The 23,924-nt window shown below is 56.0% G+C and carries 23 protein-coding genes; 10 read left to right on the top strand and 13 right to left on the bottom strand.

Features of this window, described 5'->3' with window-relative positions; genetic code table 11:
• Positions 1–33: 33 nt before the first annotated feature.
• The 3 genes from pruA to ACIX8_RS07585 all read left to right on the top strand — a co-directional run bounded on the left by pruA (position 34) and on the right by ACIX8_RS07585 (position 2,846).
• The gene (pruA, locus tag ACIX8_RS07595; protein WP_014264755.1) at positions 34–1,638 is read left to right on the top strand and encodes an L-glutamate gamma-semialdehyde dehydrogenase; all 1,605 of its coding nucleotides are present in this window, start codon (positions 34–36) and stop codon (positions 1,636–1,638) included.
• Positions 1,639–1,799: 161 nt separating this feature from the next.
• A complete protein-coding gene (locus ACIX8_RS07590; protein WP_014264754.1) occupies positions 1,800–2,135 on the top strand; it encodes a hypothetical protein in 336 nt (111 codons plus the stop codon).
• A 285-nt stretch (positions 2,136–2,420) separates the two neighbouring features.
• Entirely contained in the window at positions 2,421–2,846 is a 426-nt protein-coding gene (locus ACIX8_RS07585) for a VOC family protein (RefSeq protein ID WP_014264753.1), read from the top strand.
• 86 nt (positions 2,847–2,932) lie between these two features.
• Here the strand turns inward: ACIX8_RS07585 and ACIX8_RS07580 are convergent, their stop codons facing one another.
• Positions 2,933–3,685, bottom strand: a complete 753-nt coding sequence (locus tag ACIX8_RS07580; protein ID WP_014264752.1) for a FadR/GntR family transcriptional regulator — start codon at positions 3,683–3,685, stop codon at positions 2,933–2,935.
• 106 nt (positions 3,686–3,791) lie between these two features.
• On the opposite strand from ACIX8_RS07580, the gene ACIX8_RS07575 reads away from it, so the two are divergent.
• Entirely contained in the window at positions 3,792–4,259 is a 468-nt protein-coding gene (locus tag ACIX8_RS07575; protein WP_014264751.1) for a hypothetical protein, read from the top strand.
• A gap of 69 nt (positions 4,260–4,328) precedes the next feature.
• Here ACIX8_RS07575 and ACIX8_RS07570 read toward each other — a convergent pair whose 3' ends face one another.
• The 5 genes from ACIX8_RS07570 to ACIX8_RS07550 form a co-directional block, all read right to left on the bottom strand.
• On the bottom strand, positions 4,329–4,592 hold the full coding sequence (locus ACIX8_RS07570) for an anti-sigma factor family protein (RefSeq protein WP_014264750.1): 264 nt from the start codon (positions 4,590–4,592) through the stop codon (positions 4,329–4,331).
• Positions 4,583–5,209, bottom strand: coding sequence for a sigma-70 family RNA polymerase sigma factor (locus ACIX8_RS07565; RefSeq protein WP_014264749.1), 627 nt, complete (start codon positions 5,207–5,209; stop codon positions 4,583–4,585). Before ACIX8_RS07565 ends, ACIX8_RS07570 begins: the two co-directional genes overlap by 10 nt.
• Complete coding sequence (locus tag ACIX8_RS07560; protein ID WP_014264748.1) at positions 5,206–5,694, bottom strand: DoxX family protein; 489 nt, start codon at positions 5,692–5,694, stop codon at positions 5,206–5,208. Before ACIX8_RS07560 ends, ACIX8_RS07565 begins: the two co-directional genes overlap by 4 nt.
• A 332-nt stretch (positions 5,695–6,026) precedes the next feature.
• Positions 6,027–7,253 (bottom strand): immunoglobulin domain-containing family protein, encoded by a 1,227-nt coding sequence (locus ACIX8_RS07555; RefSeq protein ID WP_150110521.1) that lies wholly within the window; start codon positions 7,251–7,253, stop codon positions 6,027–6,029.
• A gap of 232 nt (positions 7,254–7,485) precedes the next feature.
• The gene (locus tag ACIX8_RS07550; protein WP_014264746.1) at positions 7,486–9,549 is read right to left on the bottom strand and encodes a beta-galactosidase; all 2,064 of its coding nucleotides are present in this window, start codon (positions 9,547–9,549) and stop codon (positions 7,486–7,488) included.
• Between the two features lie 717 nt (positions 9,550–10,266).
• Between ACIX8_RS07550 and ACIX8_RS07545 the strand changes: the two genes are divergently transcribed.
• Both ACIX8_RS07545 and ACIX8_RS07540 read left to right on the top strand, forming a co-directional pair.
• The gene (locus tag ACIX8_RS07545) at positions 10,267–11,019 is read left to right on the top strand and encodes a bestrophin-like domain (RefSeq protein WP_014264744.1); all 753 of its coding nucleotides are present in this window, start codon (positions 10,267–10,269) and stop codon (positions 11,017–11,019) included.
• Between the two features lie 68 nt (positions 11,020–11,087).
• On the top strand, positions 11,088–11,612 hold the full coding sequence (locus tag ACIX8_RS07540; protein ID WP_150110520.1) for a hypothetical protein: 525 nt from the start codon (positions 11,088–11,090) through the stop codon (positions 11,610–11,612).
• A gap of 78 nt (positions 11,613–11,690) precedes the next feature.
• Here ACIX8_RS07540 and ACIX8_RS07535 read toward each other — a convergent pair whose 3' ends face one another.
• From ACIX8_RS07535 to ACIX8_RS07520, 4 genes are all read right to left on the bottom strand, one after another.
• On the bottom strand, positions 11,691–12,401 hold the full coding sequence (locus ACIX8_RS07535) for a glutamine amidotransferase (protein ID WP_014264742.1): 711 nt from the start codon (positions 12,399–12,401) through the stop codon (positions 11,691–11,693).
• Positions 12,402–12,482: 81 nt separating this feature from the next.
• The gene (locus ACIX8_RS07530; protein ID WP_014264741.1) at positions 12,483–12,998 is read right to left on the bottom strand and encodes a cytochrome P460 family protein; all 516 of its coding nucleotides are present in this window, start codon (positions 12,996–12,998) and stop codon (positions 12,483–12,485) included.
• Between the two features lie 193 nt (positions 12,999–13,191).
• Positions 13,192–13,839, bottom strand: coding sequence for a VOC family protein (locus ACIX8_RS07525; RefSeq protein WP_014264740.1), 648 nt, complete (start codon positions 13,837–13,839; stop codon positions 13,192–13,194).
• Positions 13,840–13,912: 73 nt separating this feature from the next.
• On the bottom strand, positions 13,913–14,959 hold the full coding sequence (locus tag ACIX8_RS07520; protein ID WP_014264739.1) for an alpha/beta fold hydrolase: 1,047 nt from the start codon (positions 14,957–14,959) through the stop codon (positions 13,913–13,915).
• Positions 14,960–15,213: 254 nt separating this feature from the next.
• On the opposite strand from ACIX8_RS07520, the gene ACIX8_RS07515 reads away from it, so the two are divergent.
• Together ACIX8_RS07515 and ACIX8_RS07510 are read left to right on the top strand one after the other, a co-directional pair.
• Complete coding sequence (locus ACIX8_RS07515) at positions 15,214–15,969, top strand: response regulator (RefSeq protein ID WP_014264738.1); 756 nt, start codon at positions 15,214–15,216, stop codon at positions 15,967–15,969.
• A complete protein-coding gene (locus ACIX8_RS07510) occupies positions 15,966–17,309 on the top strand; it encodes an ATP-binding protein (RefSeq protein ID WP_014264737.1) in 1,344 nt (447 codons plus the stop codon). The genes ACIX8_RS07515 and ACIX8_RS07510 overlap by 4 nt, the downstream gene beginning before the upstream one ends.
• 55 nt (positions 17,310–17,364) lie before the next feature.
• Here ACIX8_RS07510 and sugE read toward each other — a convergent pair whose 3' ends face one another.
• The 3 genes from sugE to ACIX8_RS07495 are packed head-to-tail and all read right to left on the bottom strand — an operon-like array spanning position 17,365 to position 18,706.
• On the bottom strand, positions 17,365–17,697 hold the full coding sequence (gene sugE / locus ACIX8_RS07505; RefSeq protein WP_014264736.1) for a quaternary ammonium compound efflux SMR transporter SugE: 333 nt from the start codon (positions 17,695–17,697) through the stop codon (positions 17,365–17,367).
• 39 nt (positions 17,698–17,736) lie between these two features.
• A complete protein-coding gene (locus ACIX8_RS07500) occupies positions 17,737–18,222 on the bottom strand; it encodes a DoxX family protein (protein WP_014264735.1) in 486 nt (161 codons plus the stop codon).
• A gap of 52 nt (positions 18,223–18,274) precedes the next feature.
• The gene (locus ACIX8_RS07495; RefSeq protein WP_014264734.1) at positions 18,275–18,706 is read right to left on the bottom strand and encodes a cupin domain-containing protein; all 432 of its coding nucleotides are present in this window, start codon (positions 18,704–18,706) and stop codon (positions 18,275–18,277) included.
• 165 nt (positions 18,707–18,871) lie between these two features.
• Between ACIX8_RS07495 and ACIX8_RS07490 the strand changes: the two genes are divergently transcribed.
• Positions 18,872–19,258 carry a hypothetical protein gene (locus tag ACIX8_RS07490; protein ID WP_014264733.1) on the top strand — a complete coding sequence of 129 codons (387 nt, stop codon included), beginning with the start codon at positions 18,872–18,874 and terminating at the stop codon, positions 19,256–19,258.
• Positions 19,259–20,233: 975 nt separating this feature from the next.
• On the top strand, positions 20,234–23,839 hold the full coding sequence (locus ACIX8_RS07485; protein WP_044176343.1) for a TonB-dependent receptor: 3,606 nt from the start codon (positions 20,234–20,236) through the stop codon (positions 23,837–23,839).
• Positions 23,840–23,924: the final 85 nt, after the last annotated feature.

The following is a 23,924-nucleotide window of genomic DNA, read 5'->3' as shown; positions in this document are numbered from 1 at the left end:
TGAACGCTTAAAATGATTGAACAGAGGTCCCCAATGCCCGTCACTACGCTTTCCCCGTTCCACAATGAGCCCTTCACCGACTTCAAAGACGCCGACACCAAGCGCGGCATGCTCGAAGCCCTCGCACAGGTTCGCAGCGAACTTGGCGCGACCTACGATCTCATCATCGGAGGCCAACAACGTCGCTCCGGCACCACCTTCACCTCCGTCAATCCTGCTCGCCCCGCAGAGGTCATCGGAGTCCACTCCGCCGCGACCGAAGCCGATGCGAACGACGCCGTCAGCGCGGCACAGCAGGCCTTTCTGAGCTGGAAACGCACCTCGGTCACGGAACGCGTCGCCCTGCTGCAGCGCGCAGCCGAGCTGATCCGCAACCGTCACCTGACCTTCTGCGCCTGGCTTACGCTCGAAGTCGGCAAGAACTGGGCCGAGGCCGATGCCGATGTAGGCGAGTGCATCGACTTCCTGGAGTTCTATGCGCGCGAGGCCCTGCGTCTCGACTCCGCCACGACGCCCATCCAGTTCCCCGGCGAACGCAACCTGCTGCGCTATATTCCGCTCGGCGCCGGTGCGGTCATTCCCCCGTGGAACTTCCCCTTCGCCATCATGGCCGGCATGACCGCGGCTGCCATCGTCTGCGGCAACACCGTGGTGCTCAAGCCCTCGCCGGATGCCCCTACCATCGCAGCCCGCTTTGTCGCGCTGCTGTCGGAAGCTGGACTTCCTGATGGTGTCGTCAACCTCGTCCAGGGCGGACCGGAAGTAGGCCGCGCCATCGTGGAGCATCCGCAGATTCGCTTCATCGCCTTCACGGGATCGAAGAAGGTGGGTCTCGAGATTCACGAGCGCGCCGCGCGCACACAGCCCGGCCAGCACTTCATCAAACGCACGATCCTCGAACTAGGCGGCAAAGACTCTATCGTCGTTGACTCCGATAGCGACATCGACGCCGCGGTCGACGGCGTAGTCGCCTCAGCCTTCGGTTTTAGCGGCCAGAAGTGCTCGGCGTGCTCGCGCGTGATCGTCGCCTCGTCGGTGTACGACGTCTTCTGCGATCGTCTGCGGGAACGCGTCTCGGCCCTCGCTACCGGCGATCCGGCGGAGAACTTCGCGACTGGTCCGGTCATCAACAGCGTCGCGCACAAACGCGTTCTCGACTACATCCAGCTCGGACAGACGGAAGGACGTCTGCTGGCAGGCGGTAAGTCTCTCGAGATCGAGGGCGGCTACTACATCGCGCCCACAGTCATCTCCGACGTCGCACCCACGTCTCGCCTGGCACAGGAAGAGATCTTCGGACCTCTACTTGCGGTCATTCGTGCCAAGGACTTCGACGATGCATTGGCCATCGCCAACAACACGGAGTATGGATTGACGGGCGCGATCTACACCAATTCGCGCGAGAAGCTCAACCGCGCCCGCGACGAGTTCCACGTCGGCAACCTGTATCTCAACCGCAAGTGCACTGGAGCGATGGTTGGAGCTCACCCCTTTGGGGGCTTCAACATGAGCGGAACGGACTCCAAGGCCGGCGGTCCCGATTACCTCACGCTCTTCACGCAGGCAAAGTCCATCGCAGAGAAGATGGGCGTTGTCTCCGACGAAGCGGAGCAACAAGAACAACGCATGGGCCTGTGATTCACAGCCTGCAAAAGCAAGACCGAAAGGGCATGGCTGAGGCCATGCCCTTTCGTCTTTTAGTGATTCGAGTACCGCGCACTCCGTAAAAACTTCACAGCAACATCCTGTTCCCAGTCGAGTTCAAACCAATGTGCCGTCTCGACGGTCAGGAGAGCTATATGAAACTTAATCGCGTGGTTCTCACGGCAGCATCGTCCTTGTTTCTGTTCGCGGGCCTTGGCTGTGCCAAACACTATGCACCACCCCCACCTCCACCGCCTCCCATAGCCCAGGTGCCACCCCTCGTTCAACTGGCCGAACACAACGGCTTTGAGACAGGCCGCTCCGATGGTGCACGCGCGGCAGAGAGCGGAGCTCCGTACGACGCTCGCCGGACACGCGCCTTCCACGATTGTCCCGGCTATGATCCGCATCTAGGACCGTTTGAGCCCTATCGCAATGCCTTCCGCGATGCCTATCTGCGTGGGTACGACCAAGGCTATCGTCGTCGCTAGAGCAGTCTCGGAAAACCAACCCCAATGGCGTGTCGCGTTGAAAGGGCTGGGCTTTAGCCCAGCCGAAAAGAACCCCATAGCAGGCGGCTTTAGCCGCTGAGGGAATTTCGCCGGAAAGAGATTCCCTCAGTGGCTAAAGCCACCCTGCAAATATTGCCTATACGGCGGGACTAAAGTCCCGCCCCTTCAAACAACTACTTGTAGCGCTGGCCGCACTCGTAATTTCCTGCGTATCATCATCGAGTGGGCCAAGACTCGGCCCTATCTCATTCGCGAGCGCACAGCATGTCCGAACTACGCCCCTTCCACATTGCCTTTCCAGTCCACGATCTCGCCGCAGCGCGCCATTTTTACGGCACGGTTCTCGGCTGCCCCGAAGGCCGTAGCTCAGAGCAGTGGATCGACTTCAATCTCTTCGGACATCAGATCGTCGCGCATCACAAACCTGCTTCTGACAACACAGCAGCACATAGCAATCCCGTCGACGGGCACGCCGTGCCGGTTCCCCACTTTGGAGTGGTGCTGACACAGGCAGACTGGAAAGCGTTGGCAGAACGCGTCCGCGCCGCTGGTGTGTCCTTTGTCATCGAGCCTTACACACGATTCGAAGGCCAGGTCGGCGAGCAGTCGACGATGTTCTTCCTCGACCCGTCGGGCAACGCCCTGGAGTTCAAGGCCTTCGCGGATCTCGGTGAGCTCTTCGCGAAGTAGAGACGCACATTGTGCACAATCGGAGGCCGAAAAGGCATGGCCGAAGCCATGCCTTTTTGATTCGTTAGCTACAAGAGCGAAATACCCTAAACCGGCTGCTTGCGTCCGTTCGCCGCAGCATCCGGCGTTGGCTTGCTGGGCGGCTTCACTGGCGACGGCACGTCATCGCTGGTCAGGTGCTCTTCCACGTGATGCAGGTGCCGCCGCATCGCCCTGCGGGCCTCATTCGGGTTGCGGCCTGCGATCGCCGCAAAGATGGCCTCGTGATCTTCCAACGCGGCCGCCTGATGCTGGTCGAGGCCGGCACGCTGGCTCAGCCGGTGATACATCGGCGCAAACATGCCTGCCCACAACCCATCGACGATGCTCGTCAGCACGCTGTTCTTGGCAGCCTCGCCGATCGCCACATGGAACTGCCTGTCCGTTACCTGGGCATTGGTCTTCGCCTGCACCAGCTTCCGCATCTGCTGCAGGGTCTTCTCGATCTTCGCCAGGTCTCCGGCCGAAGCATACAGGGCTGCATCCGCGGCGATCTCGCCCTCAATCAGAATGCGTGCCCGCAGCAGCTCAAACGGCCCGGGACCGGAGTCCAGCACCAGCGACATGGGGTTCACGGCCTCGCGAACGTAGGCTCCCGAACCGCTCCGAATCTCCAGCTCGCCTGCGATCTCCAGGGCCACCATCGCTTCGCGAATCGTGGGACGGCTCACCCCGCAGACCTTTGCCAGATCGATCTCTCCCGGAAGCCGGGCGCCCGGCTCGAGTCTCTTCTCCGCGACATAGCGCGAAATTCGTGCTGCAACCTCCTGGTACCTGCGATGCGTCTTGACCATATTCATCCCCGCGTTCCTGAGTAAGGAGCGCACGGCTCCATCCTACTCTGCAAGTGCCGTTTGTAACACATAAGAAACAGGTTTGCGCGACCTGGTGTACCGTAAAGATGAAATGCCTGTCCAAGATCCCAAATTCGCCCCGGATAGTTCCGTAGACACTCCTGCAAGCGAACAACCTTCCACCGGCAGCCGCTCCTGGATCCTCAGCCTCACGAGTCTGATGTTTATCCTGCTCCAGAGCGCCTGCACAGCGGTCATGGCCATCAGCGGCATACGCGTCATCATTGGGGTAAGCGCATTGGCGGCTGCGGCCGGGGTGCAGCACACCATCGGTCGCATCCATGCCGATGCCATCCGCATTCCCATGATGGTGGTTGCGGTAGCCGGCTCCCTCATCAACCTGTATGTCGTCTGGAGGATTCGCAGCCTGCGCGCCAGACCCTCATCCCAGTGGCGTATGGCCTCCGTGACGCAGAAGCAACGGCGTTCCGAAACCTTCCAGATCGTCCTCGCAATCGTGACCCTGGTTCTTGTAGCGGCCGAGGCGATCACGCACCAGATCTTCCATCACGCTCAGTAGCCTGACAGGCACCGTATCTGGACACGGCTCGCGGTTCAATTTGGCACCTCTCAGGCTATCCCTCGCGGCTCATCCATCATCAGGTTTCTTGGGCACAATACTCTGCATCTCCGCCTCAAGCCGGGCATGGAGACGTTCGCTATAGCCAAGCGGCAGTTCAAACACACGCTCGTCTGCCGTGAGGATCAGGATGTTCCGCGTCGAGTCGAGGATCGCCGAACAGAGCTCGCAATGTTCCAGATGCTTCTGCACCACCGCCAAAACCTCGGGATCCAGTGTTCCATCCAGGTAGCCGGAGATGTGATCCCAGACATGTTTGCACTCTATGACCATGGGAGCCACCTCCTCTTCTTTGGATTGACCTGCTTCAACTGCGGTGCAAGCTTTTTTTGCAGCATCAGCCGAGCGCGATGCAGCCGCACCTTTACCGCTGCCACCGTGATGCCGAGAGCCTTTGCCGACTCGTCGATACTCAACTCCTCGACATCCCGCAGCAGAAAGATCTCGCGATAGATTGGAGGCAGGCCGGCAATGGCCTGTTGCAACAACCCTCGAACCTCCTGCCGTTCCACCGCCTCGGAGGGAATCTCTCGCCAGTCCCGCAGCAGCGCGGGCGAGATATGTCCCTGCTCATCCTGCGGCTCATCGAGCGACTCCATCTTGACCGTATTCTTGCGGCGAAGACGGCTGCGTGCCTCATTCAGCGTGATACTGATCAGCCAGGTGCTGAATTTCGCCTCAGCGCGAAAACTCGCGAGGCTGCGGAAGGCCTTTAGAAAGGCCTCCTGCGCGGTATCTTCCGCATCCGCTTCATTCTGGAGCAACGACAGAGCCATGACATACACGCTTCGCTCATACGGGCGAATGAGTTCATGGAACACCTGCGAATTGCCTGCAAGGATGGACGCAATCATCTGCGATTCATCCCTGCCTGCGAGTACGTCAGTCATTCTTTCTCGATCCCCGGGTTCTCCAGCCAGACTCGACAACGCTTTGCCAGCAGCGCATCCACAGAGAACAGTCCTGCACCGAATATTAGAACGAGAAGGGATGCAAACAGAATCGTATAGGGCGATGCGGCGCTAAATTTATCCGGATCGGAAAAGAACGAGACAAAAGCGTCATGGTCCGCAGTCCAGTAGGCGACCAGCATATTGCAGGTCATGAGGAATGCCGTCAGCCTCGATCCAAGACCCAGGATTAAAAGAATTCCACCGAAGAACTCGAGGCATCCGATGAAATGAGCACTGGCACTGGGAAATGGGATGTTCAGGTTGGCGAAGATATCCGTGAACCTGGCGAGATTGTGCAACTTCCCCCACCCGGTCATCACCAGTTGCCATCCCCAATAGAGCCGCACAGCCAACAAAAATGGAGATTGCAGATAGGACAACATCCCCGAGATACGCTCATACAACTTAAGCAAATTTTTCATGAGGCTCCGTTCTCTCTAAAGTGGCAGCAGAAACGCCAGAAAGCGTGCAAGACAGCCGATAACACGGAGCATCAAGTGAGATGCGGTGAATCAGAGTCTGTGCAACGTTAGAGAGATGAAAAGTCCATTGGTTACAGCTATTGGAGTTATATCTGAATTAGGCCGGATTCGTGGATCATCCTGTCCTTTCTACGAGACGTGAGGATAAAACACCCGTAGGCCTATTTAGCTATGGAACTAGCCATATCTGGCCAGATTTGCAGTCATAAACGAGGGTGGATGAGCGCATTGGCCTGTTATCGCCAGTTGAGAGTTGAATGGACTGCATAGCCCTACTGAGCCAATAGGGTCTCGACGGCGGGCAGGTTCGGGTTGTTCCCCGCGTCGTTGCCAAAGACGTACCCGATGACAATCTGGCCATTCGACGAGGTGCCGCCGCCCCCTTGAAAACCAGCGTAGGAGAGGTTGCGCGGCAGAGTATCGCCATGCACCTTCGTGCCCACCAGCAACATCTGGTTTGCGTCCGCCGTTCCCACCGCTGTGATGATGTAGCCCTGCTGCGCCAGGCTCAGCGCCTGCGGTCCGAGGTTCACGTACGTAGTCAACACCGTCTGTGCGTCGTACGTCGTACCCTGATCACCGCTCCAACCGTACGCCACCAGATCGATGCCCGCGACGCTGTTGACTGACGCCGCCGTGACCACCACACCCTTTGCCGCCATCGCCGACACTGACGTCGCCAGCGTAGCATCCGTCACTGTCGCGCGCTGCATCGTGAACCCGTTTGGCACCGTCGGATCCGTCTCCACTGAATATGCAAACACTCCGTACGCGAATCCCGGCCCATTTTGCTCGTCCAGAGACGTTAGGACGGAATTCGCACCCACCGCCGTTAGATCGCTATCAAGATTCGTCAAATTGTCCACCTGATATGACGAGTTAAAGCCCTGTATACCCGCAGGTGCCGCAAACTGCTGCAATAGCCAGGCGCAGGAGGTCAGGTTCGCGGAGGTACCGCAATCCTGGTTACCAACCATCAGGGTAGAGCCGACCGTACTGGAGAAAGTCGTGTCAGACATGTTTCCCGGGATCACAGCCTCAATGTTGGTCATCTCAACCCCCTCCAGGGTCGGCGCGAGTTGCACATGTTTGAAGCGCATATCCCGCTGCGCCGGCGACCGTGGCCCGATCGTAATCGTCGCCACATTGCTGGTCACCGAGCCATAAATGTTGGTCACCGTCACTGTGAACTTATCGCCCGAGTCCGCCAGTTGCAGCGCAGCCGTCGTCAGGCTCGCCGAGGTCGCACCCGGAACGGTATTCCCGTTCTCCGTCCACTGGTAGCTCAGTGGACCGGTCCCCATCGCTGACACAGCCAGCGAAGCCGCGCTGTCAAGCGGAATTGTCGCATTCGCGGGCTGCGTGACGATAGTCGGAGCTAGTCCTGACGTCGTCGCCGGCAACCTGCCGCTACCACACCCGGCCATTGCAAAGATTGTGACCAGAAGCGAGGTCCACGCCATACCCGAGACACACGACGAACAGTCAAAAGCACGCATAATATTTGATCTAACCCTGCTTACGGTAGATTTACTCGCAAATAATATCGCACGGGTAAATGAGTTCTCCCTGGCATCCGGTTGTTCTCAGGCTGGGTTGATTTTGCGTTCTATCTTTTAAGATCAATTACTCGTCTCTGTTCATAATCCCGCAGCGTTTTCTCTTAGAAACAGAGAAATATTCCCTCTGCCCCCTAGAGAGAAAGAAAGCTTTGACAACCGAGAGAGACTCTTAGCGCGTTGCTTCCAGTACCGCGATCCCGTATTGCGACAGCGTCACGGTTGAGACCGTCCCTCCTGCCAGAACATCCTTCATCGCACTGGGCAATGTCACGGTCTTTGTCTCTGCCCCATAATTCGTCAGAATGTACACGCGCTTTCCGTCCCCGGAGCGAATCGAAAGCTCCACATCCTCCGGCAGGTCGGTCATGATCGCCGTGACGCCGCTCTCCTCGATCATCCACTTGGCGGCGGTCTTCATCGTTGCCTCATCCAAAGCGGCTCCAATGTAGGTGATGCTTCCCTTCCCAACTTTGCGCGTCACCGCTGCTGGCTGTCCGTCCAGCCAGCCGTTGCTCTTGCCGTACTTCATCAGCACCTGGGTCTCGGGGGATTTCACGCCGATCTGCTCGGCCCAGATTGCATCTTCTCCGCTGCCCCAGTTGCCCTCGATGGGAACCGGCTTCTGCAGGGCATAGAACTGCTCTACCCGTGCCCCCAGCAGTTCTGTGAGAGGACCAGGCTGCCGCTGAGTGTAGAGGCTGTTGTCCTCATCCTTCATGCCGCTGCGCTGGCCCAGTACCAGATGCCCTCCGCCGCGCACATAGGCTTTCAGATTCTGCACCGCCTCCGGGGTCAGTACGTTCAGCGCCGGAGCCACGACTAACTTGTAGCCGCTGAGCGGAGCCGTATCCGACACGACGTCGATGCTGCGAACCAGCCTGTGCAGCGGACGATAGAAGCTGACCAGCGCTGCCGTGGGATCAAACTGCTGATTATGCCGCTGCCAATTGATCGCCCACCGGCTGTTGTAGTCATGCAGAATCGCCACCTGCGACTCGACCGTGGTTCCGGCCAACACCGGCGCGGCCTTTGCGAAGTCGTCTCCGAGCTGCTTCACCTCGTCATACAGCGGCACCGGGGTTCCATCCGATCCCACGAGCGTACCGTGGTACTGCTCCTGCCCATTGAGCGCACTGCGCCACTGCCAGTACTCCACCGCCTGGGCTCCATGGCCGATATCGTTCCAGGCCATGGCACGCACCTCACCCTTGTTCAGAGCGTTGTTGAGGGGAGACCAGTTGACGAATCCCGGCTGCGTCTCCATCACCCAGAAGTTCTTCCGGAGAAAGCCCCGGGTCAAATCATGAATCGCGCCGTTCGATGCCGGATCTAGCTGCCCTTGTCCGACATAGTCATCCCACGAGGCGAAGTCCAGGTCCTGCGCTACCGTATAGGAGTCATACCCATCGAACCAGCCCATCATGTTCGTGGTGATCTTCTGCCGCGGCTCGGCATGTGCACGAATTACCTCGACCTGATTCTTCTGATAACTCCGCCAGGTATCGGAGACAAACTCTTTCCAGTTCAGCAGCAGCCCCGGATTGCCGTACTTCTCCTCGATCGGGATCTGGTTCCAGTCCTGGTAGGTCTCGCTCCAATAGGAGGTCGTCCACCGCGCGTTCAGATTGTCCAGGGTCTTGTACTTGGCATGCAGCCAGTCGTCGAATTGCTTCTGCGTGCTCTGGCCGTAACTCTCGTCGGCGTATTCGTTGTCGATCTGCCACGCGATCACGTTGGGATCATGGCCGAACCGCGCGGCCATCTTTTCGGCGATCTCCCGCGCCAGCTCACGGTACTTCGGATCGCTCCAGTCAAACTGCTGGCGATTGCCGTGCCCATCCTTGCGGCCATCCACCATGGTGCGAAGCGTCTCAGGATACTTCTCCGTCAGCCATGCCGGCGGAGCCGCCGAGGGCGTTCCCAACACTACGGCGATATGGTGTCTCTCCGCGGCTCGCACGGCGTGTTCCAGCCAGTCGAGCTTGTACTCGCCCTCCTTCGGCTCCATCGTGCTCCACGCAAACTCTCCCACGCGAACGAAGTTGATGTGGGCCGCCTCCATCAAGGCCAGGTCAGCATCCCAGCGCGACTCCGGCCACTGCTCGGGATACCAGGCTGCGCCCAGGAGCAAAGGAGACTCGCGCGGCCCGGTAGCGAGCGGCGTCTGCGCAAAAGCTGAGAGCCCAGGGGTGAGAACGCTGAGAGCGAAGGCAAGAAGAGTATTGAGCTTCATAGAGATTGATCCCTTTGTATAGGTAGTTCACATCTGCAAGCTGCCGTAAAACGAAAAGCGATTCAGCCTTAGCCCTTGCCGGGCCGAAACCGAATCGTGTAGAAAGCGCCAAAGATTGACATCAGAAGCCCCCACCAAAAGGTGGGATGAAGCTGATTGAGCACTGTGGGCGCCTCTGGTGCGTAAACCAGGCCCATGCGCCATAGGGCATCAACACCAGCCCATAGAGCAGCGTCAGCCCTCCTACAAAGAACCAGATTGAGAGTGATTCGCCCCGCCCTGTTCCCTCTGCCATAAGAAGTACCTCCTCACGCGCGTTGCGCGGTCCTGCCCGTTAGAAGAAAACGATATTCAAAATTGGGTAAGTTGAGTGGAGAAGATAAGCGTAAGAGCAGTCATTAGGTCTCGTGGAAAGAGGTTGGAAATGGCTTAGCGACGATAATTACCCGGCGACAAAGTTCATCACCGAATAGGACATAGACAATACGGCAGAGCCACTCTCAGGGCGCGATGTTTTCCTGGCGTGTTGGCTTTCTGTTTCGGATACATCCGTAACCGCATCTGCTCGATGATTGGAAAGATACCAGCGCCAAGCTACAGAAAGATACCCCAACCGATAACAGGGTCCTATTCCAGGTGTCGATTTGGAGCTAATGAGCCAGATCAAAGCCACGTAACAGGCATTTGCTATGATCGTCACGCTTCTCCCGCAAAAATATGCTGACCATCTCCCGCTTCCACGTCCCCGGACTCTTTCTCGCCATGCTGCTCTGCATCGAGCTCGGCCGGCGGTTGCGCCATCGTGCCATTGCAGCCCATACCGACGTTCCCGGCGCGGCTGCGATGCAGTCTGCCGTCTTCGCGCTCTTCGGTCTTCTGCTCGCCTTCACCTTCTCCGGGGCCATGGGACGTTACGACACCCATCGCCAGCTCATTGTCCAGGAAGCCAACGCCATCGGCACCGCCTACCTCAGGCTCGACCTGCTCCCCGCCGACGCCCAGCCCGCCCTTCGCCAGACCTTCCGCGATTACACCCTGCTCCGCGAGCAGACGTTGCTTGGCAATACCGGTGCCATTGACCCCACCAACCAGACCGGCAGTCTTCAAAAGAAGATCTGGAAAGACTCCTTCGCCGCTGCAACCCGTCCGGGTGCGAACTCTGATGCGAACAAGCTCTTGATCCCTGCTATCGGCAGCATGATGGACATCACCGCGACCCGCAAGAACACCTTCAGCATGCACCCGCCGGCGATCATCCTGATCCTGCTCTTCTCTCTGGCATGCGCCTCCGCTCTACTCGCGGGCTTCGGCATGACTGGCACCAAGCCGAGCTGGTTGCACAGCATCGTCTTCGCCGCAGTCATCTCGCTGACCATCTACACCACGCTGGACATCGAAGATCCCACATCAGGTCTTGTCACGCTCTCCGGGAATCAGGCCTTCAACGATCTTCTCCAAACCATGCACTAGCTGATTTCAGCCATGCTTCAAACGCTATATTCGCGAGGAATTATGATGGAGAACCTGGAGCCTGCGAATTGTTACTTCTGAGCATGTGGAACTACTCTTTCTTCGCCGTGCATTACTGGGCATCGTTTTGGACAGTGGTATGTCTTGGATTCGTTCAGATCCTGGTTGCTTATTCGAATAGCCATCTCACGATCGAATCTCTCCCTCCTCACATCCCCCATGCGAGACGCATCAGATACCGCGCTATTTATGCCGCGCTCATGCTTGGAATTCTTTGTTTTACGCTGCTACTTGCCCGGTTGAACGATTCGAATCAGTATCAGACGCAATTAGCCCTGATTCAGGAGCGCGCCAAGCAAGAAGCGCTCCAAGGCAAACTCGATCAAACATTGAATGCGATCAAAGTATCGGAAGCCGAGCTGGACGAGATTCGTAGCACAGTGTCGGATCATCCGCCCGATCCAACAAGAACATCCATGCTCCACTCTTTAGATAGGGTCGAGCACAATCTAGCGACTCAGGAGGCATCCATGGAAGGGAAAAAAGTACCCACGGCGCTTCCTTCAGCCGGGGCGTCTTCGGTTCAACCTTAGTCTGCGAATGGATCAACACCCCGGAGGCGCTTCCCTATTTATCCCTCTGCGGATAGCCCTTGCATGGGGTTCAGCGAATCAAGCCTTCAGTCGTGAGAGCCACCCCCTCCACAGATGCTGGGCCGCAGATTCGAGCGTCGGCGCGAACTTTTCGGTCTCCTGCCGGAGAGCTGAAACGCTGATGCCTGCATTCGCAAGCTCACAAGCGTGGCCGACATACCAGTGCTCCAATCCTCGCTCTGTAACTTCGGGATGAAATTGCAGGCCAAGGATGTGCTCTCCAATCGCAAAAGCTTGGTTTGTGTAAGCATCAGTTTTCGCGATCAGCTCCGCACCAGCGGGAAGATCAAAGGTATCGCCATGCCAGTGCAGAACTCGCATACCGGGGACGAGGAGCCGCTCAAACTCTGGATATCGCGATGCGTCCGGTCCCGCCTGGATCGCGGACCATCCGATTTCTTTCCCCTTTGCTCCCGGAAACACCGATGCGCCTGCTGCCGCAGCGATGAGCTGAGCACCGAGGCAAATACCAAGCGTGGGCCGCTTCTCCATAAGGCGACGGCGTATCCACTCAATCTCCATGTCGAGGAATGGGTAGGCCTCTCTCTCATAGACTCCGATCGGGCCACCAAGAACGATGAGGAGATCAGGGTCTGTACTCGCAATATCTCTCAAATTGGCAGTCGCTGCCTCGAATATCTCAATCTGAAAGCCTGCATGTTTTAACTCGCCTTCAAGAGTCCCCAGATCCTCAAATCCCACATGTGTAATGGCAACTGCCCTGGTCATTCTCGTGCAATCCTTTCCTTGCTGGATCAACCCGATGGTTCCAGCGAAACTCGCTGAGTCAATTTGTTTCAATTCTATGTATCAGTGCGCGTAATGGGTAAAGACAAAGTCATTAGCTTTGGCAGGCTCGTGGCAAGAAAAGCAGCCTTTGAGCGCCGCCTCGTCAGCAGGTTTGCCGTCTTTGAATTGAGCGAATCCCCAGCCGCCGGTCGCGGCATATTTTTTGGAGTCCTTGACCATCAACTGGACATTCGTGGGAGCCCCGGCAACGAAAGACTGTTCACGGCCAAATGCTTTATTGTTTTCCTCAGACGGAACGTAGCTCCAGGCCAACCGGGCAATGATTGTGCCATCCGGGAACGGAAGCTTTTCTTTCCGATAAGCCTCGATCGCTGCATCGTTGCCCAGAACGGCGCGGAGATCATTGAGGCTGCCTGCCTCGTGAGCGACCGAAATCAATCTCCAGTCGCGGTATCCGGGAGGAAGCTTGATTCCGGGGGTGGCCTCTCCATCCGCACGTCCGGAGGCACGGGCCGTTAAGGCGGCGATGCCGGCCACTGCTATCACTGCAACCAGCGTAAAAACTATCCGTTTCATAAAGCACCTCTTCTAAATCCTTGGAGACCACCCTCGGCTCTTCGTCAGAGCTCAAGATGAAATCCAAAGGGGTTTCGACGACTTCATCTTTTATCCCAACGGCACTGGCGTAGTTAGGAACATAACTGCCGAGGACGGTGTGCAATGCGCGCACCGTCCCCGTGGTCAGCATAGGATGATCCGCCGTACTCATTTATTGTGGCAGTTCTTCGCCAGCCTCTTCGCGCACCATGTACTCCGCGTACCAATCGAACCAGTTCGGATCTTCCTCACCGAGTTGCTTCTCGTGTTGGCCATGAGCAGCAGCCGCACGCCGAAGCGCGGTTGCCAAATCGCTTGCGGAGCCAAATGAAGTTACGGCAGAGTCGACGCGCCCGGGCAGCCGAGTTGTGACCTCTTGCAACAGCCATGCGTTGCCGTCCGGGTCGCTAAACGTAGCGAAGGAGCCATAGCTGGCGCGATCAGGAGCAGGCCCGCTGACACGACCGCTCGTGCCTTCGGGCTGGAACTGAGCGCCTGGCGTCCCGGCGTGAAACACCTCGCTGACCTCAGCGCCGCAGGCTATGAGCTTGTCACGCGCAGCCTCGATGTCGGAGACGATCAGGTAGAGGCCCTGGGCGAAACCGGGCGCGGCCAACGTGATCCGCGTGCCGAATTGAACCGAGCACGGCGAGCCGGGTGGTGTGAACTGGACAACCCGGAAGCCGTTATCGAAGGGAAAGTCAGCGTCAAGTCTCCACCCAAGACTCCCGTAGAACTTCTTCGCGCGGTCGACATCCGCGACGGGAATAACTACTACCTCAAGCTTCATATCAACGGTCGTTTCATTCAGAGTTGCCATATTCTTTCCTCCTATTTCGTTGAGGCCCAACAATTTTGGTGCCTCCGATCGCTAGCAGTAAACCTGCAACGGATCAATATCCGTCGACATCAATGACAGCCTGTGCGAAAGCCTGTGGAGCCTCCTGCGGCAGGTTATGGCCGATGCCCCCTGTGATGGTCCGGTGCGTATATTTGCCCGAGAATTTATTGCGATAGGCTGCCGGGTCCGGATGCGGCGCACCATTGGCATCGCCTTCAAGGGTGATCGTCGGCACGCTGATGATTGGCCCCGCGGACAACCTCTTCTCCAGGTCATCATATTTCGAATCGCCGGCAGCCAGGCCCAGCCGCCAACGATAGTTATGGATTACGATGGCGACGTGATCCGGATTATCGAAAGCCGCTGCGCTGCGATTGAACGTAGCATCATCGAAGTTCCACTTCGGCGAAGCGGTCTTCCAGATTAGCCTCGCAAATTCACGCCGATACTTGTCGTAACCCGTCTTCCCGCGCTCCGTGGCAAAGTAAAATTGATACCACCAATCATGCTCGCCGCTTGGCGGCAACGGAACTCCGACGGTGTTGAGGTTAGTCACCAGATAGCCGCTCACAGAAACCAAAGCCTTGACGCGCTCGGGATGCAGCGCAGAGACGATGCAGGCATTACGCGCACCCCAGTCAAAACCGGCGAGGATCGCCTTCTCAATCTTGAGCGCATCCATCAGAGCCACCGTATCGAGAGCTACAACTAACTCCTGGGCATTCCGAAAGGTTTCGCTTGAAAGAAATTGCGTGGTCCCATAACCGCGGCCATACGGAACGATCACCCGATACCCTGCCGAGGCCAGCAAAGGCGCGACATCGACAAAGCTGTAAATGTCATAAGGCCAGCCGTGCAGGAGAATGACTACAGGTCCATCGGCGGGGCCAGCTTCCGCGTATCCAATATTGAGAACGCCAGCATGAATCTGCTTGAGTGAGGCGAACGATGTATTTGTCCCTGGCTTGATTGCGGGTAGATCTGACGCCACGTTGGGCTGTGCGTTCGCAGAAGCGATCATGCCTAGCTGAGCGGCGGCGATAGTCATAGCTGTAGTACCAAGAAAACGGCGACGATGATGGTTGATTACTTCAGTCATTGCTCTCTCTCCTATGGATTTCCTATCCGTTTCAAGATGACCATTCTGATGTATCTGCCATGTGTCTCAATTCAGCAAAATTGAATGCGAATGTAGCTTTTTGACATCCAGATACATTGAGATACATTCATGGGCTGAAACATATGCCATCTGGAATATCCAAACAAGTTGGAAGTGATATTTTGTTGCATGAGACGCGACTGCAATCACGTTGTATCTCCGCTCCTGCGTGGAAGCTTCGATTGAAGGCCTGAATGAAAGTAGATCCGATGGATCACGTTGACCACATCCTCGTTGTAGACGACGACCGTGAAATTCGCGAACTGGTTTCCAGCTATCTCAAGAAGAATGGATTGCGCGTCACGATCGCGGCAGACGGCCGGCAGATGCGAAGCTTTCTCGAAGCAAATACGGTCGACCTGATCGTACTCGACATCATGATGCCCGGCCATGATGGCCTCGTTTTATGCCGCGAGCTTCGATCCGGAAAACATAAGGCGATTCCAGTGCTCCTGTTGACGGCGCGAAGCGACGAGATGGATCGCATTATCGGTCTCGAAATGGGGGCTGATGACTATCTCACAAAGCCCTTTGCTGCCCGCGAACTCCTCGCACGGATCAAAGCAATCCTTCGCCGAACCCGTATGCTTCCTCCCAACCTTCAAGTAACAGAGGTTGGGCAGCTCATCGCTTTCGGGAAGTGGCGGCTCGACACCTCTCAACGGCATCTTCTCGACAGCGAAGGAACCGTCGTTGCGCTCAGTGGCGCTGAATACCGATTGTTACGCGTGTTCCTCGATCATCCACAACGAGTTCTGAACCGTGATCAGCTCCTGAATCTAACGCAGGGCCGTGATACCGAACTGTTCGACCGCTCAATCGATCTCCTCATTAGCCGGTTACGCCAGCGGCTAGAGGACGATGCACGTGAATCTACCTACATCAAAACGGTTCGAGCCGAGGGCTATGTCTTTTCAATGCCAGTTGGAATCGCTGAGGCTCGCCAGTGACTGCCGTCTCCTCCTGGCGGCGGTTGCTCCCGTGGGCACACACCCTGGGATCGAGACTGTTCCTCATCTTCTTCATCGGTCTAACGACCGCATACGCTCTCTCCTTTTGTGCTCTCTTTCTGGAGCGATACATCACTGCGAAGACGATGATGCTTGGCAATCTCAAGACGGACGTCGCAACATCCATCGCCATTCTCGATCAGTTGCCGGCGAACCAGCGTCAGGATTGGATCCCGCGACTCAACAGGAAAACTTATCAGTACGTTCTAAGCCCGGGACTAGTGGGCTCGCCGGAAACAGGCAGCCCCGGCACAGAGATTGCCGCCACCCTCCAGGAAGCCGTAGGAAGGCGTTCTACAGTCCATGTCGAATCGATACCAGGAGACGACAAACGGCTACAGGCCCATCTCAGATTGAGCGATGGCGCTCCGCTGACAATCGACATTCATCCATCTCTCATGCCGATTGCAGAGTGGCTTCCCTATGTTTTGACCGCGCAACTCCTTCTCCTGAGTCTTTGTAGCTGGTTCGCCGTGCGACTAGCGATCAGACCGTTAGTCCACCTGGCTGATGCTGCCAATGCGTTGGATCCCAACAAGGCTGCTCCACGCCTGCAGGAGACCGGCCCGACCGAAGTTGTCTATGCTGCGAACGCCTTCAACTCGATGCGAGACCGCATCGACCATTACCTGAAAGAGCGCGTTCAAATTCTGGCGGCCATCTCCCACGATCTTCAAACACCGATTACACGCATGAAGCTTCGAGTGGAGATGGCGGATGAAATCCCTGAGAGAGAAAAACTTCTTCAGGACCTGACGGAGATTGAACGCCTCGTTCATGAAGGCATTGCTTACGCGAGAAGCGCCCATGGCAATACAGAGGCGCCATCGCGCATCGACATCGGTTCGTTCATCGAAAGCCTGGTGTTTGACTATCAAGACACCGGCAAAGCCGTAACGCTGAGCAGCAAAATCAATGCCACCATGGTCACTCGCCCCCATGCACTTCGCCGGACCTTGACCAATCTGATCGACAACGCACTCAAATTTGGAAGTAGCGCCGAAGTTCGCGTAGAGAAGACAAATAGTGAGGCAATCACTATCAGCGTGCTGGATAGAGGTCCAGGTATTCCAGAAGATCAACTCGAGACCGTGCTGCAACCTTTTTTTCGTCTCGATCAATCCCGCAACCGTGATACCGGTGGGGCCGGTCTCGGCCTGGCGATAGCCCATCAGCTCTCGCTGGCGATCAGCGGAACGCTCACATTGCGAAACCGGGACGATGGCGGCCTGGTAGCGGAGATAACGACTTTACTGAAGGATGCCGCCATCCCTTATTGATGGGAAAACTGACGCTTCGTTCTCTAACTTCAGTCTGCCGCAGACAGAGGTCGCGCTACTTGCCAAATAGTTTCAGCCCCAGAATTCCTGTAACGATCAGCCCCAGGCAAGCCAGTCTGCTTAAAGACGCTGACTCTCCAAAGAGCACGATACCCAATGCCACAGTGCCTACAGAGCCAATGCCAGTCCACACAGCATACGCCGTACCCAGCGGCAGACTACGCGTTGCTACGCCAACCAGGCCCAGACTCAGTACGATCATGAGGACGGTTGCTATCGACGGCCAGAGCCGCGTAAACCCTTCCGAGTACTTCAGCCCTATTGAAAACCCTGTCTCAAACACACCGGCAACCACAAGAATTGACCAAGCATATTGTTTTGTCCACACTCCTTCACCGCTCTCTTTTTTTTTGCACCGTATTTGCGATCACTGCTCGGCGAGCCGATGAGTGCTTCGACGAGCCAGCAACTCATCCACGCTGAAGGGGAAGCCCTCACAGCTTGCAAGAAGGAAGCTCCCTCCTATCCCCGTGAATACGGCGTAATTCAAGGGCGCCTTGATCCCCAGGGAAAGCGTCATCGCCACCGCGAATATCGATAGAAGAACTCCGCTTAATAGCGCAGCGGCGCGTGTACGCCAACCAATGACAAGAAGAAGACCGAAGAGGATTTCAGCGCCGGTAGCGACAACTCCCAGCAATGGGATCATTCCCGCCGGCACATACCAATTTAGGGTATGGGTGTATTGCAGGAACTGTGAGAAGTTCCCCCAGTCGACATTCGGCTGCCCAGCCGCTCCCCATAGCCCAAATCGATCGGCCACCGCCGACAGGAAACCAACACCAAGCCCCATTCTTAGTAACAGGCTTGAGTAGTTTGCGAACTTCGAATTCTTCACCGTAATCGTGCTCATATGTTTCCTCTCAATCGAGCTTTTGCGTATAGAACTACCCGCACCTGTTGATTTACTTCGCTGGGATCACGAGCGGAGCGCCCTTTTTATTAATCAGGAACACAAGAAATTTTGCTGGCTTTGTACTGCTTGCATTCCGGCTAACCACATGAATATCGTTGGGATCTTCATAAAAGGTCTGACCTGGCCCTAGCGTGAGTTCTTTTTGCCCTCTCACCTGCATCACCACGGAGCCCTCCAGCACGTAAACCGACACCTGCGCATTGTGGCGATGGATAGGGCTCGCAAAGCCCGGAGGAAAATCTACGGTGTACATCAGAACCTGCTCACCAGGATGTCCTGCCAAGTCCTTCGTTATAAGTGGTGTGATCGTCTCCTGCGCCATCAACGTGCTGGTTGGGACCGGGATGCTGGAGATGAGAACCGCCAGTACCCATATCAATCTTGAGCTTGTCCTACGTTGTGCTGCCAATCTTGTTTGCATCGGTCTATCTCCCTGCAACAACACTAGGCTTAATGTGGACCACAGCAAAGGTCCATAATGCGAAGGTGGACTAGTCCACCTGACAGGGTGCTTAAGAAAATCATCTGGGTCGATTTCTCTTCATCGAAGGGCATCACGAAAGACCTGCGGTTCGTCTAACTCTCCATGTCCACCCAAACAGTCACACGCGCGATTGAATCCGACTTTGAGCCAAAGCTCATCTACCTGAAGCTGGTAGATGTCTCTCTCATTCCTCTGTGGGCGCCTGTCTTCGCAGACAAAGTTGAGCGTGCGCATGAAACGACCTTCCACGTCACAAAAGGCGGCGATGAGTTTGATATGGAACTTTTTGCCAATGAGTCCACATTGACCGTCGATTATTTGCGTGAAATGGCCAATGGAAAACGGGGTGGTGCCTACATCCGCGTTATGCCCAAACCGCTTGGCGGCAGTGTCGTCGTGATGACCGTGCCTGTTGGACCCAACACCACTTCCGCTCAGGTTGCGACCGTGCTGCAACAGGAACTCGAAGCGCTCATCAAACTTCTGTAGACCAGGCGTGTGGCCAGCAATAAAGTCACAGAGATAGTGACCGAAGGGGCGAGACCAACGGGACCTTGAACCCGTAGACCCCTGGGATGAGCCATGCCTGTTGCGTGCTCTACAACGTAGAGTCAATAGGCTTGACCGTGAAGATGAACGCATTCGGACTGCGGGTGTGACAGCGCGGCTGGATGGTCATTCAAACCCCTGTCATCGCCTAACCTCCACCCAGCGAATGATGCCCCCGATCGTCTGATTGATAGAGGTCAAAACCGGGGTTCCCAGCAGCCATACGTTTCTTATGAGAACCTCCGCTGTGTCGCGACTGCCCGTTATTTTTGGAAGACTTTCCTTGGCCTTTCCCGACATCTCGATCTCTCTGTTTTGGCGGGCCCACCCATGCCTGATTCGCGGCTATTCTGAGTTCCCTTCAACGGAAACTCCGCTAAATCTGGGTCGAATGGTCGGGAGGGATCGCGGGAATATCGTCCTCATAGCAGCATCACAAATTACATCTTGACAGAGATTGTCGTGTACGTTTACCTTCCAACCTTCACAAGGGAAACGTATATTTTATTGATGAAATTCAATAGCAAACAAGAAGTGCCTATAGAAATTCCAAATGAACTAGCTCAACCTCGTCGAAACATACAAATAAATAATGGATCAATCGCAAATTAAATCTTGACAGAGATTGGTACGTGCGTTTACTTTCCAATCTCGCAAGGAAAACATCTATTTTATTAATGAAATTTCATGCAAAACAAGAAGTGCCTATAGAAATTCCAGATCAAAATGCAATTACGGCCGCGAAGCAAACCATATTCTGATCAGCAACCCCAACATCTCCGCCGAGACAGGTAACAGTCTGGCTGCGAGCTACGTGAACTCGCAGCCCGTCTTTGCGCGGGTTATAAGTCTCCTGAGTGTGCCCGGAATCGAGAGGATCCATTGATGCTTCAACCTACTTTGAGCAGAGCTGCGATGAATACATTTGGCAATGCCGGTATTTCCACCAAACGCGCTGCGGTCACGAATCTTCTTCGTCTCATCTGCATCGTTTTCCTTCTCTTGTCTGGCGCAACATTGTTTGCCCAGGAGTTTACAGGCCGTGTCACGGATTCATCCGGCGCAGCCATAGCGAAGGCAAAGATCAGCGTAACGAATCAGGACACGAAAGTGGTCGTTAAGACAGTAACGACTCACAGTGGAGACTACACCGTGCCCTACCTGCGCCCAGGTCTGTACAGCGTTTCGGCGGAGGCGCAAGGATTTAGCCAGGAGGTACACACCGAGATCACCCTACAGGTGGGGCAGACCGCGACTATCAATTTTGCGCTGGTGGTGGGTTCCGTAACCGAAACGGTAACGGTGCGGACGGATGAAGCTCTGTTGGCGGGCAGTGGCGATGTCGGAGAGGTTGTCGAGAGTACCCGGGTGTCGGAGCTTCCTCTCAACGGCAGCAACCCAATGGCACTTCTCGGTCTCAGTGCCGGCGCGACCCTGGGAGCCGCTCCGCATGCCATGCGGCCTTTCGATGACGTCCAGGCCACACTGTCGATCAACGGTGGTGGCCAGGGTAATAACGAGATTCTCCTGGACGGCGTATCCAACGAAGCCGCTCGGGGAGATGCCTACCAAGCTACAAACGGGCAGATCGGATATATTGCACCTGCCTCGGCCGTTGCCGAATTCAAGATCATTACCAATCCTTACAACGCCATGTATGGCCGCGCCTCCGGCGGCGCCGTCGATATGACTCTGAAAACCGGAACCAACCAGTTGCATGGAAGCGTGTATGAATATGCCCGCAGAACTTTCCTCGATGCAAACACCTGGCAGAACGACTACTACCACAATCCCACGCCTCCCCAAACGCGAGACCAGTATGGCGCTGAACTGGACGGCCCTGTCATACTCCCGAAGCTCTACAACGGCCGCGATAAGACGTTTTTTACGCTTGCGTTCGAAAACTGGTCAAGTACCGATCCGGGAACGCTGACCACCAGCGTGCCCGAGCCTCAATGGCTTACCGGCGACTTTAGCAATCTGACCTACTATGACCCAAACACCCAGTCTTATAAGCCGGAGATCATCTACGATCCGCTGACACTGCACGCCAATGCGTCGGGTGTTCTGGTTCGCGATCCTTTTCCTGGAAACGTCATTCCGCAATCGCGTCTCGACCCCGTTGCGCTGAAGATCCTTTCGTACTACCCCAAGCCCAATACTGCGCCGACGGCAGGCTTGAATTCATGGAATAACAACTATGAGACCCCCGTGCCACTGGTGGATACCTATAGGAACTTTCTGGCCAAGATCGATCAAAACATCTCCGGTAAAGATCGTGTGAGCCTGCGCTACGGATTTTGGGAGCGGTTTGAAACGCAGTCGCAAAACGGCCTTTACGGCGCTCCGGCCGAAGGTGAATTTCCTCACGCTGAGCGCGTCAATACGTTGTACGCGGATTGGGTCCACACCTTCGCTCCGAACCTGCTGTTCGACTTCAAAGCGTCGGGTATCGTTCGCGTCAACATCGAAAACACAGGTCCAGCAGGTTTCGACATTACATCGCTAGGGTTCCCTGCGTCTCTTGCTTCCGGGCTCGGAGGCTATGCGAACTACTTTCCTTCTATCCAATTTGGCGACAATTTCACTTCGTTGGGTAACTCGGGCGGCCAAAAGGCCATCGGTAATTCCCTGGCCATGCTGCCAAGTGTGACGTGGATCAAAGGGAAACACGCAATCCATGCCGGACTCGATTGGCGCATTCTCCAGAACAGCACACGCAGCGTTCAGGGTGGCATGTCTCTAAGCACCGGTCGCACCTGGACACAGCAAAGCTACACCACAGGCGACCCGGCCAGTGGTAACTCGGTCGCCTCGTTTCTGTTGGGCACAGCGGATGGTGGGAGTATCAGCCTAAATCCAAACACGTTCGAATCTCAGCACTACTATGCGCCATTCGTTCAGGACGACTGGAAGATCACGTCCCGGCTCACACTGAACCTTGGAATCAGGTATGACCTGAACGCGCCACCCGTCGAACGTCATAACCGGGCGGACTATATCTTCGACACGAACGTGGTCAATCCGGTCAACTCTCAGGTGAATCCGGGCTTGCTGCCGAATGGGGGCCCCCTGAAGGGTGGATTGACCTTTCTGGGTGTCAACGGAAATCCTCGCGCCTTCTATGCCCTTGTGAAAAACGATGTGCAGCCCAGATTTGGTTTCACGTACCGGCTCGATGACCGCACGACCTTAGAGGGCGGCTTTGGGATCATGTACCGGAACGTGGCTCCTGGTCCGAACCAATATGGTTTTTCAGCCAGTACTTCCTACATCTCATCGTTCGATGGCGGGAAAACACCGACAGGCCCGAATCTTTCGAATCCATATCCGACGATCATTCAGCCCACAGGGTCTTCGCTGGGGTATCTCACCGCCCTCGGTCAGGGGCCCTATTTCATCAACCCGCATTACAAAACACCCCAGTATCAGACGTTTTCCATTGGCGTCCAACACCGCTTCCTGAAGAGCGACATGTTCCAGCTCAACTACGTCGGGAGCAGGACCTATCACAACGATAGCAATGACAATATCAACCGCATCCCGACGGCGGCCTTTGAGAACTGCAACATTCTGTACGGTGGGAACCCCGCCAATTGCAACAGCGGCCCCGGTAGTTATGTAACAAACCCCTTCTATAACATTGCACCATTTCAGGGAACCGGCTATTACTCCTCTCCAACCATCCAGGCCATCCAACTCACCCGTCCCTTCCCTGCGTTTACGGACATTCAGGAGTATCAACTGAATAACGGCAGGTCCTGGTACAACGCCATGCAGGTGACGGCCATGCATCAGTGGGACAAGTTCCTGACCGTGCACGCTACGTACACCTGGTCGAAGACCATGGACTCGGGTGGCTACGCCGATCAGACCTATCGTATTCCCGCTCGCAACATTGACGGGAACGACTATACGCACGGGATCACACTTTCAGGTGTCTGGCTCCTGCCTGTTGGCCGTGGCAAGTATTTCGGGGGCAACATGAATCGCATCCTGGATGAAGCGATCGGCGGCTGGGAGCTTGCGGCGCTTTATAAATATCAGTCGGGCTTCCCGTGGCAATTGAACGGAAGCACCATGTATCTGTCCGATGCATGGGTTCCGAGACACTCCGACCCGACCATTCCAAATTCCATTCGCGGAGTGAAGCCCTGCGCTGCTCAATACGTCGAGCAGAACGACGGTTCCTACTTGCTGACGCCGATCCAGGCCAATTGCGGTGGGCACTACAACTTCATCGTGAATCCTCAGTACGGTGCAACGCAAAACATTATCTACTCCGGCATTCGGAACCCCGGGACTTCGGACTTGGACGTAAACCTCTCCAAGAATTTTGCAATCTATGACCGAGTCCGTCTTCAGCTTCGCCTGGAGGTCTTCAACGCGCCAAACCATCCGGTTTTCACCGGAGGTTACGACAGCAATCCAACAGACCCGGGCTTCGGAACGATTAACAAGGCTAACGGGCAGACCAATGATCCAAGACAGGTTCAGTTGGGAGCGAAGCTTCTTTGGTAAGGCTTGATTTTTGTCTCGGTGTTTAGCCCAACGGAGAATACGTGAAGACCGTCCAGGAGCTCTTACGACACGCCAATAGCAAGAT

Source organism: Granulicella mallensis MP5ACTX8, assembly GCF_000178955.2.
Classification (GTDB): domain Bacteria; phylum Acidobacteriota; class Terriglobia; order Terriglobales; family Acidobacteriaceae; genus Granulicella; species Granulicella mallensis.
The sequence above is the reverse complement of the archived record's forward strand: the minus strand, read 5'-3'. Positions and strand labels throughout refer to the sequence as shown.